A 14,468-nucleotide genomic window follows, 5' to 3' on the forward strand; every position below is an offset into this window, starting at 1 on the left:
GAGGGCGAAGACGCGCACCGGGCCGTCCCAGCCGGAGGCGGCGACGTGCCGCTCGATCTCGGCCACGGCGTCGGCCAGTCCCCGGGTCGCGGGCTCGAGGGCCGGGGGGCGGGGGGAGTCGGTGGCGGGCGTGGGCTCCTGGCCGGCGTGGTCCGTCATGGCTCCATCGTGTCAGGTGGTCACGATCCGGTCACCAGGGGGCCGAGCGTGCGCGGGGGGTGAAGGTCCTGTGGGAACCTGAGGCGACGCACGCACGTTGTGCTGCTGAGCCCCAGGTACGGACGACGACGCCGTCTGCCTCGGGCTCCTGGACGACGACCCGCCGCCCGCCGAGCTTCGACGAGGTACAGACCCGTGACCTTCGCTTCATCCCCCCGACCAGCCCCCGGAGCCGCGCGCCCGGGCCGACGCCGAGGAGCCCTCGGTCCGACCGTGGTGGTCCTCGTCGTCCTGGGCATCCTGTTCATGCTCGCCGCCAACCTGTGGACCGAGGTCCTCTGGTTCGACGCCGTCGGGTACGTCGATGTGCTGCGGGTCGAGTGGCTGACCCGCGGCCTCCTCTTCGCGGCAGGGTTCGTCATCATGGCGGCGGCGGTGTTCGCGGCCCTCTCGGTCGGCTACCGCACGCGCCCGATCTACGCCCCCTCGACCCCCGAGCAGGCCTCGCTGGACCAGTACCGCGAGATGGTCGAGCCTCTTCGCCGTCTGGTGGTCTTCGCTGCCCCCGCGGTCCTCGGGTTCTTCGCCGGGGCAGCGGCCTCGGCCCAGTGGGAGACCGTCCAGCTCTTCCTCAACGGCACCGAGTTCGGGATCGCCGACCCCGAGTTCGGCATGGACATCTCCTTCTTCATGTTCACGCTGCCGGCGCTGCGCTTCGTGGTGTCCTTCCTCATGGCCGTGGCGGTCATCGCGGGCATCGCGGGGCTGGCCACCCAGTACCTGTACGGCGGGCTGCGGCTCGGTGGCACCGGGGACCGCACCACGCGGGCCGCGCGCGTCCAGCTGGGTGTCACGGCCGCCCTGATCATGGTGCTCATCGCCGCGAACTACTGGCTGGACCGCTACTCGCTGCTCGTCACCGAGGGTGAGCTCATCCAGGGCGCGGCCTACGCCGACGTCAACGCCGTCATGCCCTCCAAGGCCATCCTCGCGGGGGTCGCGCTCCTGGTCGGAGCGCTCTTCCTGGTCGCCGCCGTCCGTGGCACCTGGCGGCTCCCGGCGATCGGTGTCGGGACCATGGTGGTCGCCGCCATCGCGGTCGGCGGGGTGTACCCGTCGGTGGTCCAGCGCTTCCAGGTGGAGCCGAACGCCCAGGCCCTCGAGGCCGAGTACATCCAGCGCAACATCGACGCCACGCGCACGGCCTTCGGCCTCGACGAGGTCGAGTACACCTCCTACGACGCGACGCTGGTCGGCCAGGCCGGTGCGCTGCGCGAGGACGCCGAGACCACGGCGAGCATCCGTCTGCTCGACCCCGCGGTGGTCAGCCCGTCCTTCCGTCAGCTCCAGCAGAACAAGCAGTACTACAACTTCCCCGACACCCTCGCGGTCGACCGCTACCAGATCGACGGCGAGAGCCGCGACACCGTGATCGCGGTCCGCGAGCTCAACCTCGCCGGACTGGGCGCCGACCAGCGCACCTGGGTCAACGACCACACCGTCTTCACGCACGGCTTCGGTGTCGTCGCGGCCTACGGCAACACCACGGCGGCCGACGGACGCCCCGCCTTCTACCAGGGCGGGATCCCGTCCACGGGGTCTCTCGGGGACTACGAGCCGCGGATCTACTTCGGCCAGAACACGCCCGACTACTCGATCGTCGGGGCCCCCGAGGGCACCGAGCCGTGGGAGCTGGACTTCCCGGACGACGACGAGCCGAGCGGCCAGGTCAACACGACCTTCCCGACCGACGAGATCACCGCAGGCCCGAGCATCGGCAACCTGTGGAACCAGCTGCTCTTCGCGGTCAAGTTCGGCTCGGAGCAGATCCTGTTCTCCGACCGGGTGACCGAGGAGTCGCAGATCCTCTTCGACCGTGACCCGCGCGACCGCGTCGGCAAGGTCGCCCCGTACCTGACCCTCGACACCCGCGTGTACCCCGCGGTGGTCGACGAGAAGGTCGTGTGGATCGTCGACGGCTACACCACCGGTGACGGCTACCCCTACGCGGCCTCGCGGTCCCTGGACGACGTGACGGTCGACTCGCTCACCGGCCAGTCGGACACCATCGCGGCCCTCGCCCCGCAGGAGGTGAACTACGTCCGCAACTCGGTCAAGGCCACGGTCGACGCCTACACGGGCGAGGTCACCCTGTACGCGTGGGACGACGAGGACCCGGTCCTGGAGACCTGGCAGGGCATCTTCCCGACCAAGATCCAGCCCATGTCCGAGATCAGCGGCGACCTGATGAGCCACCTCCGCTACCCGGAGGACATGTTCAAGGTGCAGCGCAACCTGCTCGCGACCTACCACGTCGACACCGCGGCCGAGTACTACTCGGGCCAGGACTTCTGGCAGAACCCGCAGGACCCGGTCACCGAGTCGCTCACCCAGCCGCCGTACTACCTGACCCTCGAGATGCCGACCCAGGACGAGCCCACGTTCTCCCTGACGTCGACCTTCATCCCGGGCGGTCAGACCGACCGCAACGTCCTCACGGGCTTCCTCGCGGTGGATGCCGAGCCTGGCGACCAGGCGGGGGAGAGGCGTGAGGGCTACGGCACGCTCAGGCTCCTCGAGCTCCCCAGGAACACGACGGTGCCCGGACCGGGCCAGGTGCAGAACAACTTCCGGTCCAACCCGGAGGTCTCGCAGAGCCTCAACGTGCTGCAGCTCGGCAACTCGACGGTGGTCAGCGGCAACCTGCTGACCCTCCCGGTCGGTGGCGGTCTGCTCTACGTGCAGCCCGTGTACGTGCAGGCCTCCGAGGGCACCCGGTTCCCGCTGCTGCAGCGGGTGCTGGTCTCCTTCGGCGACCAGATCGGCTTCGCCGAGACCCTCGAGGAAGCCCTCGACCAGGTCTTCGAGGGTGACGCCGGTGTCGAGGGCGTCGAGCCCGGTGACGACGTCGAAGAGGTGCCCGACGCGCCGGTCGACGGCGACGAGCCCACGTCCCCGGACGACATCGTCGACGAGACCGTGCCGACCCCGTCGGCCGAGCCGACGACGGAGCCCACGACCGAGCCGACCGACGAGCCGACGACGGACCCGGCGCCGACCGGTGACGCGCGGGCCCGTCTGGACGCCGCGCTGGCCGATGCGAACGCGGCGCTCCTCGAGGGCCAGGAGGCCCTCGCCGACGGTGACTTCGCCGCCTACGGCGAGGCCCAGGAGCGACTGCAGCAGGCTCTCGAGCAGGCCATCGCGGCCGAGACCGAGCTCGAGGGCTGACGCCCCCGGGAGGCGGGCCCTCGCGAGGGCCCGCCTCCCGGCGCCCGGCACCGACGCAGCTCGGTGGCGTTCTGACGGGAGCGGGGTGGATTCGGGTCACATGGTGACCTGAGTGCACCCCGCTCCCGTCGTCTCGGGACTGGCTGTCGGTGTCGCACTCCGGGAGTGCAGCCGTGCGGAGGGGCCCGATTTGGTCTCACCGGAGGGGTGCCGTAGTCTGGAATCACCGACGCGGGGTGGAGCAGCTCGGTAGCTCGCTGGGCTCATAACCCAGAGGTCGTAGGTTCAAATCCTACCCCCGCTACTTGTGAAGTAGCAGTTCAGAGGCCCTCTCTCCCTGATGGGAGGGAGGGCCTCTGTCGTCTGGTCATGCGCCTGCTGTGCATGCGGCGGTGGTCGAGCGGCGGACGGGACGGTCCGGCGAGCTGCCTCGCGGAGGACCCCGTCGCTGGCCGTGGGTAGTGCACGCACGAGACGCGGAAGGGGGCTAACGGCCCCTGTCGCCGGGCGAAACGCTTGGCAGACTTCGCGCATGATCGACGCCATCGCCTTCCTGGACCAGTTCTGGCTGACCCTCCTGATGCTCGTGCCGATCGTGATGGTGGCCCGCGCCGTCGTGGCAGGGTCCCGCTACTCGGCGATCTTGATCATCGTGGTGTTCGGCCTCGCCCTGGGCGCCCTGCTGGTGGCGACGGGTGCGGGCACCTCCGGCCTGCCCGACCTCTACCTCATGAACATGCTCTCGCGCGCCACCATCGTCGCGCTCACGGCGTCGTTCTTCGTCGGCGGCCAGGAGCTCCGACGCCTGTTCGGCGGTGTGACGGTGCCGGACGACACCTCGGTGGTGCTCAACGACAAGGAGGTCGTGCTCGGTACCGGTCGCACGCAGTTCGTCTTCATCGTGCGCTCGTTCTTCGTGCTGCTGGGCGTGGACGCGACCGTGAGGGTCCTGCTCGGCAGCGGGGACGGGCAGCAGGAGATCCTGCCGCTGCTGGCGTACCTGGGACTCGTCTTCGCAGTGATCCTGATCGACCCCGGCGCCCAGATCGCCGACAAGCGCCGCTACCTCACCAAGGGCACCGTCGAGCTGATCCTCCTCATCCTCGTCCTGGCCGGCGCGGCCTTCGTCGCCGACGGGGTCCGGGAGGTCGTCGCCTTCCCGCCGATCTTCTTCGCGATGCTGATCGCCGTGGGCCTGGGGTGGGTCTTCCCACGATGGACTCACGGGCCGGCGGTGCGGGCGCTGATGTTCGGCGGGATCCCCGTGGTGCTGGCGGCCAACTTCATCGTCGGCGGCTCGCTGCTGGTGGAGTCGCTGGCGCTGGACGGCATGGCGCCGATGCTGCTGTACGGCTTCTTCGGGCAGCTCATGTGGATGTTCGGCGGGATCTCGGTGCTGATGCTGGTCGGCCGCACGGCCGCGGTGCGCAACCTCGCGCCGGGGATGGCCGGCGCACTGTCGCACGCCGGGCTCACGGGCGCGTGCACCGCCGGTGACATGGGCGAGACCGCCCAGCGCCGCGCGCCGATCATGATCTCGGTGCCGTTCTTCGGGCACGTGTTCCTGTTCGCGATCCTCGCGTTCAGCGTCGACGCGGGACAGCTGCTGGTGTGGCCGACGGCAGCCATGGCGGCGATCGGCCTGGCGCTCACCGCCGTCGCCCTGCGTCAGCTCCGCCGATCGGCCGGGGAGGACCGCGCCGAGGTGAAGGGGTTGATGCTGTTCTCCTTTGGCTGGCAGCTGATCGCGCTGTTCGGTGGGCTGCTGATGCTGTCCCACCTGTCGCTCGCTCACTCCGTCATGGCCACCAGCGCCGCGCTGTCGCACTTCGGCGTCTTCGCCGCCCTTCAGGGTGGGCTGTTCGGCGCCGAGGCCGCTGCGCTGATCGCCTTCGTGTTCGCGATGCCCTTCCTCGTGCACCCCTTCGTGTACTTCATGTTCGGCCGCGGCATGGCGCGCGAGGGCCAGATGCCCCGCCGCCCGGCCTACGCGCTGGCCGGGCTCGGTGCGGTGGGCGTGGTGGCGGCGCTGGTCGGCCTCGCGTAGGGCCTGGCCCGGAGGCCGGTGCTAGCCCCGACGTTCGAGGTCGCGGACGTCGACCTCGGGCAGTGCGAGAAGAGCGTCGTCGACGGCCTCGTCGGGGAGGCGACATCCGTCGCGGGGCCAGACAGGTCGAACGGCCCTCCCGTCGCGGTCGACCAGGTACAGCTCGGGCACGAGGATCGCGACGGCCGGGCAGGCCTGGCCCGGGTCGGCCTCGCGGGAGGGACGGTCGAGGGCTGCCAGGAGGCTGGTCAGGTCGCCCCCGCGCGTGATCTCTTGCACCCGGATCGTGGAGGTCTCGGGCTCGAGCACCCTGACCTCGCCGGGGCCGAGGCTGCACTCCACGACGTGCACGGGGACGAAGTCCTCGGGGACGGTGCCAGGTTCGGGTGCTGGCCGGGGCGGCCCGTCGGGCACCCTGCCGAGCAGGGTGTGGACGACGTCGTCGGCGAGGCAGTCTGCGGTAGCGCCGATCTCGGCCGATGGTGGGGGCGCAGCCGGTCCCGGGCCGCACGCGGACAGCCCCACGAGGGCCGCGCCCGTGGCCAGGGCAGCGCTCGGTGGTCGTGTGCGACGGCGTGGCGGTGGCATGGCATCCCCTCCTGACGGGTCTGTGTGCCCAGGTGCCCTGGTCTTGCGGTGCGGCTTCGGGGTGCGCTGGTCGCTCATGTCCCGGGTCGAGGACCTCGCCGAGGCCGAGAGGGCCGCCCGGGTCGCCGCGTGGGCGGCGGCGCAGGAGGCGTAGGGCCGCCCACCGGACGACGCCCGCGGCGTCGTCCGCGAGGATGGGGGCATGGAGCAGACGCGACTGAACCCGGGGGACCTCCTCGTCGCGGTCCCGCAGCTCGCGGACCCGAGCTTCCAGCGCGCCGTGGTCCTGCTGCTCCACCTCGACGAGGAGGGCGCGCTGGGGGTGGTGCTCAACCGCGAGCTCGACGTCGCCGTCGGGTCTGTGCTCCCGACCTGGCAGGACGTCGTGGCGGGTCCGCCGAACCTCTTCCAGGGCGGCCCGGTCGGCATCGACGGGGCCCTCGCGGTCGCGACCCTCGTCGCCGGGGTCGACCCCCCGCGCGCCGTCACGAGGGTGGCAGGGGCCTTCGGTCTCGCGGACCTGGACGCCGAGCCTGAGGCGGTCCGCGGGGTGCTCGGACTGCGCGTCTTCGCGGGGCACGCCGGCTGGTCCGGCGGGCAGCTCGAGGCCGAGGTCGCGGCGGGGGACTGGTACGTCTTCCCCGCGTTGCCCTCCGACGTCGTCACCGGTGACCCGGCTGGACTGTGGAAGGCGGTGATGCGACGGCAGGGCGGTGCCATCGCGATCCTGTCGACCGCCCCGGTGGACCCGAGCCTGAACTGAGGTACCTCGGCCGCCAGGTGGTGGGACTCAGCTCGCCGTGCCGTCCAGGGCGTCGAGCCCGGCACGCAGCACCGCGACGATGCGGTCGGTGTCGTAGACGGACCCGTTCCAGGTCCCGCCGCTGGCCTCCTGGAGCGCCGCCCACAGACGGGTGTCGTCGGGGAGCTGCCGGTGAGGGGCCAGGTCGGGGTGCGGGGCGCGGGCGGCGAGGATCCGGGCGCCCTCCTGCGGGGTCACGCGGGCGTCGGCGTCGCCGACGTAGTCGACGGTGCCCTCGAGGCCGGCGACGTCGATCCGGATCTCGACCAGGTCGCCGTCGCGGGGCTTGCCGATCGGACCGCCCGCGAGCGCCTCGGGGCCCACGTGCCCGAGGCAGGCGCCGGTCGAGACCCCCGAGAAGCGGGCGTCGGTGATGAGGGAGATCTCCTTGCCGTAGCTGAGGTGCTTGAGCGCCGAGGTGACCTGGTAGGTCTCCTCCATCCCGGTGCCGAGAGGGCCGCCGCCCATGATGACCATGACGTCGCCGGGGGCGACCTCGCGGGCCTTGATCGCGGCCATGGCGCCGGCCTCGGAGGTGAAGACCCGGGCCGGGCCGTCGTGGTGGAACACGCCGTCGGCGTCGATGCCCTGCTGGTCGAGGAGGACCTGCTTCATGCGGGCCCGGCGCTCGGAGGTCTCCCACCACTCCAGGACGGTCCCGAGGGTCTCGCCGGTCGCGGTGAGGGCGTCGAGGTGGAGCACCCCGAGGTCACGCAGGTGCAGCATCACCTCGGGGGTCCCGCGGCGAGGAACATGCGCAGGGTGGGGTGCTGGACCGGTCCGTTGGGCAGCACGCTGACGATGCGCGACACGGCCTGCGCGTCCCGCAGGACCTGTCCGTCGTCGGGTTCGACGACAGCTCCGCCGCGGCCTCCTCGGCCCCCGCCCTCACCACCGTGCGGCAGCCCATCGTCGAGATGGGGAAGGTCGCCCTGCGCACCCTCCTGCAGGTGGCGCGGGGCGAGAGCATCGACTCCCACCACGTCCAGCTCTCGACCACGCTCGTGGTGCGCGAGTCCACCGCGTCGCCGGGCCCACCCCGCTGATCAGGACGCGGCGTCGTCGACCGTGAGACGGTCGGGGAGGATGGGGACATGGCACGGGATCTCGAACGCTTCCTCATCGCCCAGTCGGCAGACGACACGTACGCCACGGCGCTCGCCGAGCTGCGTGCGGGCCGCAAGCGCAGCCACTGGATGTGGTTCGTGCTCCCGCAGCTGCGGGGGCTCGGTCGCAGTGACATCGCCCAGCACTACGGGATCGACGGGGTCGAGGAGGCTCGCCGGTACCTCGCGGACCCGGTGCTGGGCCCTCGCCTCGTGGAGTGCGCCCAGACGCTGCTCGACCTGCCCGGCGACGACCCGGTCGCGGTGCTGGGCGAGGTTGACGCGCAGAAGCTGCGGTCCTCGATGACCCTCTTCGCGCACGCTGCCACGGACGATGCCGACCGCCCGAGGACGGCGACCTTCGTCGCCGTCCTCGGGCGGTACTTCGGAGGCGCGGAGGACGACGAGACGCTCCGCCTTCTCGCGGCCGGGGCGCCGGCCGGCGTCGTCGAGCGCACCTGAGCGCACCCCGACGGCCCCTCGCCTCAGCGCTGTGCGACGAAGTAGGCGTTGAAGGGGTCTGCGGCGACCTCCTTCTCCTCCACGCGTTCGAACCCTGCCTCGGTGAGCATCGTCGCGGCGCGCTCGACGCCCCACACGGTGCCCAGGCCATCGCCGCCGAGCCCGAGCGAGACGCTCATGCAGTGGTATGTCGAGATCGCGTACAGGTAGCTCGCCCAGGGCAGGTCGACGTTCTTCGCGACGTCGCTCGAGGCCTTGATGTCGACCATGAGGAAGGTCCCGCCCGGGCGCAGGGCCCGCCGCACGTTCGCGAGCACCACGGCCGGCCGGGCCTGGTCGTGGATGGCGTCGAAGGCGGTGACGGCGTCGAAGCGTGACATGGCGTCGAGCTCGGCGACGTCGACCACCTCGAACGAGGCGTTCGTGAGCCCCATGGTGCGGGACTCCGCGCGGGCGGCGTCGATCGCCGTGGTCGAGAAGTCGAACCCGGTGAACCGGCTGCGCGGGAACGCCTGGGCCATGAGGTTCACCGCGTGCCCGTGCCCGCAGCCGACGTCGGCGACCTCGATGCCACGGCGCAGCGCCTCGGGCAGCCCGGGGACGAGCGGGAGCACCCCGTGGACGAGGGCGGCGTCGTGGATCGCGGCGCTCGTCTCGGCCATGTTGCGGTGGAAGTGCGGGTAGTCGGCGTAGGCGAGGCCGCCGCCGTGGCGGAAGCGGTCGATCGTCTTCTGCTCGACCTCACCCATCATCGCGACGTGCTGCATGAGGATCGCCATGTTGCCCGGGCCCGCCGCGGAGGTGAGCACGGCCGCGTGCTCCCGGGGCAGGAGGTACGTGGAGGTCGCGGCGTCGTACCGGAGGATCCCCGCCGTGGTCATCCCGCCCAGCCACTCGCGGACGTACCGCTCATCGAGGTCGGCAGCGACGGCGATCTGCTCGCTGGTCGCGGCGGGCAGCCCCGCCATCGTCTCGAGCAACCCGGTCTGATGACCGGTGCTGGTCAGGATGGCGAGGGCGGCGTCATCGAGGACGCCGAGCATGCGCTCGGTGAAGGCCTCGACGGCCGCCACGTCCAGGTCCGGTCCGGCGTCCTGGCGCGGCGCCTCCAGGGTGGTGGCGCTGGTGGTCTGCGTGGTGGTGGTCATCGTCGTCCTCCGGTTCTGCCGTGCCCCAGTGGCCGGCCTCCGTCGACGCTAGGTAGCGACCGCGCACCGCCACATCGGGTGAATGGTGCGTCCCGTCGCCGTGGGCATGGGGCAGACCGTGCACCTGCGGCCGGTCGGTTCGATACCGGAGGGTCATCACGAGCATGAGGGCGGTGGTCACCAGGTAGAAGCCGTGCAGCGCCCAGATGGGCCCGGCCGGGAGGCTGTAGACGTAGAAAGAGTGCACGAGGTTGCCCACGTTGCTCAGCAGGAGGCTCGGCACGCTGTACGACGTCAGGTCCTTGGTCCGCAGGGCCTTGACGACCATGGGCATCACGCTGCTGACGAAGATCACCGTCGAGGCGCTACCGGCAGCCACGGTCAGGTCGATGGACATGGCAGCGCACTCCTTCCGTCGTCGGTGCCTGGGTTGACGACGCTAGGCGTGCGGGGGAGCGGGCCGCGTCGGGACTTCGGTGCAGGGTGACGGGCGAGGATGGTGCATCCGGCTCACCGCCGGCGGCGCAGACCGTTCTCGTGCGCCCACGCCGCCGCAGCAGTGCGGGAGGAGACGCCGATCTTGGTGAAGATGTTCGCCAGGTGGCGACTCACGGTCTTCTCGCTGATGAACAGCTCGCGGGCCACCACCCGGTTCGTCAGCCCGGCCGCGACCCGGGACAGCACCTCGGCCTCACGCTCGGTCAGCCCGCCGGGGACCTCTCCCTGGTCGAGGCGCGCGACGTCGGGCTCGGCCCCGAGCTCACGATAGATCGCGAGGGCGGTCGCCCGGTCACCCGCGGCGACCCCCGTGCGGCCGGCGCCGAGGTGGGCCTGGGCGAGCAGCTCGTAGACCCGCGCGGTGTCGTAGCGGCAGTGCAGGTCGCGGTACTCACGCGCAGCTGCCTCCAGGGTGGCGACGGCCTCGGTGTACCGACCCTGCGCGACCTCGACGGCGCCGCGGGCGTGCCCTGCCCAGGCCCGGAACCCGGCGGTGTCGAAGTGCTGTGCAGTCTTCTCGAGGCGTCCGCACCAGCGGTCCGCCTCGTCCACGAGACCGAGACCCAGGGCGACCTCGACCCCTGAGGCGAGCAACCGTGCCGAGGCAAGACGGTCCCTGCCGGCCAGCGCCCCCGACAGCCCCGACCAGGCGGCCCCGCCGTCTCCTGTCGCATGCTGGAGGAGGGACTCGCCCGGTTGGGGCTCGGTGCCCAAGGCGCGGGCTCTTGCGTAGGCGGCGAGGGCTCCCGGAAGGTCACCGCGCAGACGGCGGATCTCCCCGAGCTGGTACATCGCCTCACCCGCGACCCAGTTGTTGCGTCCCTCGAGCTCGGACCCGCTGAGCGCGATCGCCTCCTCCGCGGCCGCCCAGCCTCCTTCGGTGCACTGGAGCTGCAGCCGGTGCACGCGGCAGATCCCCGAGAACACGACCTCGCCGTGGAACTGCGCGCACCACTGCTCGGTCGCCCGGGTCCACTCGCGCATCCGGCGCAGGTCGCCGAGCTCGTGACAGGCGTGGATGACCGTGCAGTAGACCTCGCCGGCCCACTCGGGAGCGAGCTGACCGGCGAGGACCGGCAGCATCGCCTCGTCGAGCTGGGCGAACCCGTGCTCGGTGTCACCGTGACGGAGGTCCGCCAGCCCCGAGAGCACGAGGCTGAGCGAGGTGAGGGCCGGGGCGTCCACGCGGCGCGCCAGCTGCCCGAGCGCCTCGGCGGCGCGCCGCACGGGAGGCATCTCCCAGCGGGCGAGGGCCATCGCCCCGTCGATGTACTGCAGGTAGCCGTGGGTCGGGCCCTCCGGGAGGTCCGTCAGCAGCCTTCGGGCGCGCTGCAGCCACCCGGAGGTGATCACGGCATCGCCGCGGGTGAACCACAGGAGCGCCAGGTCGAGGGCTCGCCCCGCCGCGCCAGCCGTGTCGCCGTCGCGCTCCATGAGGGTGAAAGCATGCTCGGTGACCTCGAGGGACTCCTGCGTCTGCCCGACCCACCAGGCGGCCCCGCCGAGCAGGGCGAGATCGGCGGGCTCGAGGCTCTGCACCTCGCGCAGCCGCGTCAGAGTTCCGTAGGCGACCTGCCAGTCACCCCGGGTGTACGCGGCCCGCGCCGTCACGAGCTCCTCCGTGCCGTCCATCGTGATGGCCACGCTAGACCTCGTGGTGGCGGTGTGGTGAGGGCAGGGGCAATCTCGCCCGGCGCCTCAGTCCTCGACGACTCCCGCCGTCCCCAGCACGCCCCCGTCGACGTCGACGCCCTCGACACGCAGGCTGACCGCGGCTGTGTCCTCGAGTGGCACCACGTCCCCGGGCGGCTCGTCAGGCAGGACGCTGACACCCTGGCGGTCCGGGTGCTCGAGCGGGCTGCCTGGTCGCTCGCCCGACCGGGAGTCGAGGACCTCCAGGTCACCGAGGTCCGAGGCTCGTGCCCGGCGGAGGGCGCAGGGGCATGCTCGTGCGCCGGTGTCTCACGGGGCGCAGGGCCCGGGGCCGCCGTGGTCATCCGTCCTCCGAGACGGGCGGGGACGCATCGCCAGGGCTCGGGTGACCGGCTGGGCTCGGGGCGGTCCCGAACCGCGCGCGTCAGGACACGTGCCCGCGCAGCAGACGACGCCAGTAGACCTGCGGCTCGACGTAGCGGTCGAAGAGCAACGTGGTGCGCCGCGGACGCACGAGGTCGGGGAAGCGCAGGGTCGGCTCGGGCCGGCCGTGGCGGTCGAACTCGGCGAGCAGCAGGCGAGACCTCGACGTCGTCACGGGGGCGATCGAGTAGCCCGAGTAGTGCCGCATCGGGCGGCCGGACCGACGGGCGGCGATGTTGTGCGCGACCACCGGGACCTGCTTGCGCAGCGCGCCCCCTGAGGGGAGGGTGTCGAGATCTGCTGCGTCCCCCAGGCCCCACACGCGCGGATGGGTGCGGTGCTGCAGGGTCGTCGGGTCGACCGCGACGAACCCGTCACTGCTCTCGCTGCTGAGGTCGTTCGCCGCGACCCACGTGGGGGCCCGGTGCGGCGGGGCGAGGTACAGGGCGTCGTAGCCCAGCTCGCTCGAGCCCTCGAGGGAGCGCAGCTGAAGGACCTGCTGCACCGGGTCGATGCGATCGACGGTGGTCGAGGTGCGCACGTGGACGCCGTAGCTCTCCGCGGCGGCCCGCAGCTCTCGGTCGGCACGGGCGTGGTTCACCAGGTGCGTCCCCTCGACCACGAGCTCGATGTCGATCGCGTCCAGGGTGCCGACGGTGCGCCAGTGGTCGGCGGCCATGAGCAAGGGCTTGAGGGCGACGGGGGAGCACGGGACGTGCTGGGCGGAGATGACGAAGACGGCGGTGCCCGCGGTGAGCGAGGAGAGCATCGCCCAGGTCTGCTCGGCGTGCTCGGGCAGGTAGCTCGTCGACGCGGCAGGGGTCGCGACGGCCTCGCGGGACCCGGGCAGGGCGTCCCAGTCGACCTCGGACCCGGGGCAGACGACGAGATCGCCGTAGGTGAGGGTCTCCCCGTCCGCGAGCTCGACGGTCGAGCGGACGGGGTCGACGGCGGTGACCCGGCTCGCGTACCAGTGGCACCCGGTGGGCATGGCCTGGGACTGGGGCCGGCGCAGGTCCGCGAGGCGTGCGGTCCCGGAGGCGACGAAGGACAGCATCGGCCGGTAGTGGTGCACCGGGCTGGGCTCGACGACGGCGACGTCCCGGCAGCCGTCGCGCCGGAGCTTGGCGGCGAGGGAGATGCCCGCGTTGCCCCCTCCGACGACGACGACGTCGTGGTGCTGGTGGTGGCTCATGGTGGCGACGACCCTTCCGCGGTCGGCTGACCGGACCTGCGCCACGCTAGGTCAGGTCAGGTCGCCGCGCGCGCCGGGGGTCGCGCCGCTCACCGGCGCCGGGGGCGTCTACTCTTTCGCCGGGACGACGCAGGGCTCGGCACCCGGCCGTGGCCCGCGTGCGGCTCGTGGCGCTGACGAGGGAGACCTGATGGCCGGCGGTCTGGCAGCTCTACTGGATGACATCGCGGCCCTGGCGAAGCTCGCTGCGGCGTCGGTGGACGACGTCGGCGCCGCCGCGGGCCGGGCGAGCGCGAAGGCCGCCGGGGTCGTGATCGACGACACCGCCGTGACCCCGCGCTACGTCCACGGCGTCGCGTCCGCGCGCGAGCTGCCCATCGTGCGCAGGATCGCGATCGGCTCGTTGCGCAACAAGCTGCTCTTCATCCTCCCGGCCGCGTTGCTGCTCAGCGAGCTGCTGCCGTGGCTGCTCACCCCGATCCTCATGGTGGGCGGCACCTACCTGGCCTTCGAGGGGGCCGAGAAGGTCTACGAGCTGGTGACCGGCCACCGCGAGGAGAAGGCCGCCGTGCCCGCCGCGGTGCAGGGCGAGGACGCCGAGAAGCGGGTGGTCGGCGGGGCGATCCGCACCGACTTCATCCTCTCGGCCGAGATCATGGTGATCGCCCTCAACGAGGTGGCCGACGAGCCGCTGGTCTCCCGCGCCGTCATCCTCGTCGTGGTCGCCCTCGGCATCACGGCGCTGGTGTACGGGATCGTCGCGCTGATCGTGAAGATGGACGACGTCGGCCTGCACCTCGCCGAGACCCGCCGCGGTGTCGTGGCCGCGGGTGGACGTCTGCTGGTCCGTGCGATGCCGAAGGTGCTCGCGGTGCTCTCGACGGTCGGCATCGTCGCGATGCTCTGGGTCGGTGGTCACATCCTGCTGGTCGGGGTCGACGAGCTCGGGTGGCACGCCCCGTACGAGCTGGTGCATCACCTCGAGGAGGCCGTGCACGGGTGGGTGGGGGTGGGTGGGTTCATGGCCTGGCTGGTGAACACCCTGGCCTCGGCGCTGGTGGGGCTGCTGGTGGGGGCCGTCGTCGTCGCCGTCATGCACGTGGTGCCGCGACGCCGGCGCGCGCCCGCCGCCCACTGACGGGGGCCGGCCGCGGCC

Annotated in this window: 13 protein-coding genes and 1 tRNA gene; 8 read left to right on the forward strand and 6 right to left on the reverse strand. The window is 72.0% G+C overall.

Going from position 1 to position 14,468, the window contains the following annotated elements; all coding sequences use genetic code 11:
- Window positions 1-354: 354 nt before the first annotated feature.
- The 3 genes from L0B03_RS06015 to L0B03_RS06025 all read left to right on the forward strand — a co-directional run bounded on the left by L0B03_RS06015 (window position 355) and on the right by L0B03_RS06025 (window position 5,437).
- Window positions 355-3,390 (forward strand): UPF0182 family protein, encoded by a 3,036-nt coding sequence (locus L0B03_RS06015; protein ID WP_250444800.1) that lies wholly within the window; start codon window positions 355-357, stop codon window positions 3,388-3,390.
- Between the two features lie 230 nt (window positions 3,391-3,620).
- Window positions 3,621-3,694, forward strand: a tRNA-Met gene (locus tag L0B03_RS06020).
- Between the two features lie 228 nt (window positions 3,695-3,922).
- Window positions 3,923-5,437: a hypothetical protein gene (locus tag L0B03_RS06025; protein ID WP_250444802.1), complete on the forward strand. Its 1,515-nt coding sequence runs from the start codon at window positions 3,923-3,925 to the stop codon at window positions 5,435-5,437.
- Between the two features lie 21 nt (window positions 5,438-5,458).
- On the opposite strand, the gene L0B03_RS06030 is transcribed toward L0B03_RS06025, so the two are convergent.
- A complete protein-coding gene (locus tag L0B03_RS06030; protein ID WP_250444805.1) occupies window positions 5,459-6,025 on the reverse strand; it encodes a hypothetical protein in 567 nt (188 codons plus the stop codon).
- Here L0B03_RS06030 and L0B03_RS06035 point away from each other — a divergent pair.
- Together L0B03_RS06035 and L0B03_RS06040 are read left to right on the forward strand one after the other, a co-directional pair.
- Window positions 6,024-6,179, forward strand: a complete 156-nt coding sequence (locus tag L0B03_RS06035) for a hypothetical protein (RefSeq protein ID WP_374204888.1) — start codon at window positions 6,024-6,026, stop codon at window positions 6,177-6,179. The genes L0B03_RS06030 and L0B03_RS06035 overlap by 2 nt on opposite strands.
- A 48-nt stretch (window positions 6,180-6,227) precedes the next feature.
- Window positions 6,228-6,788, forward strand: a complete 561-nt coding sequence (locus tag L0B03_RS06040; RefSeq protein WP_250444807.1) for a YqgE/AlgH family protein — start codon at window positions 6,228-6,230, stop codon at window positions 6,786-6,788.
- 27 nt (window positions 6,789-6,815) lie between these two features.
- Here the strand turns inward: L0B03_RS06040 and L0B03_RS06045 are convergent, their stop codons facing one another.
- A complete protein-coding gene (locus tag L0B03_RS06045; protein WP_284501445.1) occupies window positions 6,816-7,553 on the reverse strand; it encodes a dihydroxy-acid dehydratase in 738 nt (245 codons plus the stop codon).
- Between the two features lie 41 nt (window positions 7,554-7,594).
- On the opposite strand from L0B03_RS06045, the gene L0B03_RS06050 reads away from it, so the two are divergent.
- Both L0B03_RS06050 and L0B03_RS06055 read left to right on the forward strand, forming a co-directional pair.
- Complete coding sequence (locus L0B03_RS06050) at window positions 7,595-7,873, forward strand: substrate-binding domain-containing protein (RefSeq protein WP_250444821.1); 279 nt, start codon at window positions 7,595-7,597, stop codon at window positions 7,871-7,873.
- A gap of 48 nt (window positions 7,874-7,921) precedes the next feature.
- Window positions 7,922-8,395 (forward strand): DUF1810 domain-containing protein, encoded by a 474-nt coding sequence (locus L0B03_RS06055; RefSeq protein ID WP_250444809.1) that lies wholly within the window; start codon window positions 7,922-7,924, stop codon window positions 8,393-8,395.
- A 23-nt stretch (window positions 8,396-8,418) separates the two neighbouring features.
- On the opposite strand, the gene L0B03_RS06060 is transcribed toward L0B03_RS06055, so the two are convergent.
- From L0B03_RS06060 to L0B03_RS06075, 4 genes are all read right to left on the reverse strand, one after another.
- Window positions 8,419-9,468 (reverse strand): class I SAM-dependent methyltransferase, encoded by a 1,050-nt coding sequence (locus tag L0B03_RS06060; RefSeq protein WP_250444823.1) that lies wholly within the window; start codon window positions 9,466-9,468, stop codon window positions 8,419-8,421.
- Entirely contained in the window at window positions 9,419-9,940 is a 522-nt protein-coding gene (locus L0B03_RS06065) for a hypothetical protein (protein ID WP_250444812.1), read from the reverse strand. The genes L0B03_RS06060 and L0B03_RS06065 overlap by 50 nt, the downstream gene beginning before the upstream one ends.
- Window positions 9,941-10,053: 113 nt before the next feature.
- Window positions 10,054-11,685, reverse strand: coding sequence for a helix-turn-helix transcriptional regulator (locus tag L0B03_RS06070; protein ID WP_250444814.1), 1,632 nt, complete (start codon window positions 11,683-11,685; stop codon window positions 10,054-10,056).
- A 433-nt stretch (window positions 11,686-12,118) separates the two neighbouring features.
- Window positions 12,119-13,312 carry an NAD(P)/FAD-dependent oxidoreductase gene (locus tag L0B03_RS06075; protein ID WP_250444816.1) on the reverse strand — a complete coding sequence of 398 codons (1,194 nt, stop codon included), beginning with the start codon at window positions 13,310-13,312 and terminating at the stop codon, window positions 12,119-12,121.
- Between the two features lie 190 nt (window positions 13,313-13,502).
- Here L0B03_RS06075 and L0B03_RS06080 point away from each other — a divergent pair, with 190 nt between their 5' ends.
- The gene (locus L0B03_RS06080; RefSeq protein WP_250444819.1) at window positions 13,503-14,450 is read left to right on the forward strand and encodes a DUF808 domain-containing protein; all 948 of its coding nucleotides are present in this window, start codon (window positions 13,503-13,505) and stop codon (window positions 14,448-14,450) included.
- The last annotated feature ends 18 nt before the right edge of the window (window positions 14,451-14,468 follow it).

The organism is Actinotalea sp. C106 (assembly GCF_023630195.1).
Lineage (GTDB): Bacteria > Actinomycetota > Actinomycetes > Actinomycetales > Cellulomonadaceae > Actinotalea.

What these genes read in the sequence shown, in the direction of transcription:
- L0B03_RS06025 (WP_250444802.1), top strand. Translation starts at nt 3,923, where the DNA reads ATGATCGACGCCATCGCCTTCCTGGACCAGTTCTGGCTGACCCTCCTG.
- L0B03_RS06035 (WP_374204888.1), top strand. Translation starts at nt 6,024, where the DNA reads ATGGCATCCCCTCCTGACGGGTCTGTGTGCCCAGGTGCCCTGGTCTTG.
- L0B03_RS06030 (WP_250444805.1), bottom strand. Translation starts at nt 6,025, where the DNA reads ATGCCACCGCCACGCCGTCGCACACGACCACCGAGCGCTGCCCTGGCC.
- L0B03_RS06040 (WP_250444807.1), top strand. Translation starts at nt 6,228, where the DNA reads ATGGAGCAGACGCGACTGAACCCGGGGGACCTCCTCGTCGCGGTCCCG.
- L0B03_RS06045 (WP_284501445.1), bottom strand. Translation starts at nt 7,553, where the DNA reads ATGCTGCACCTGCGTGACCTCGGGGTGCTCCACCTCGACGCCCTCACC.
- L0B03_RS06055 (WP_250444809.1), top strand. Translation starts at nt 7,922, where the DNA reads ATGGCACGGGATCTCGAACGCTTCCTCATCGCCCAGTCGGCAGACGAC.
- L0B03_RS06065 (WP_250444812.1), bottom strand. Translation starts at nt 9,940, where the DNA reads ATGTCCATCGACCTGACCGTGGCTGCCGGTAGCGCCTCGACGGTGATC.
- L0B03_RS06075 (WP_250444816.1), bottom strand. Translation starts at nt 13,312, where the DNA reads ATGAGCCACCACCAGCACCACGACGTCGTCGTCGTCGGAGGGGGCAAC.
- L0B03_RS06080 (WP_250444819.1), top strand. Translation starts at nt 13,503, where the DNA reads ATGGCCGGCGGTCTGGCAGCTCTACTGGATGACATCGCGGCCCTGGCG.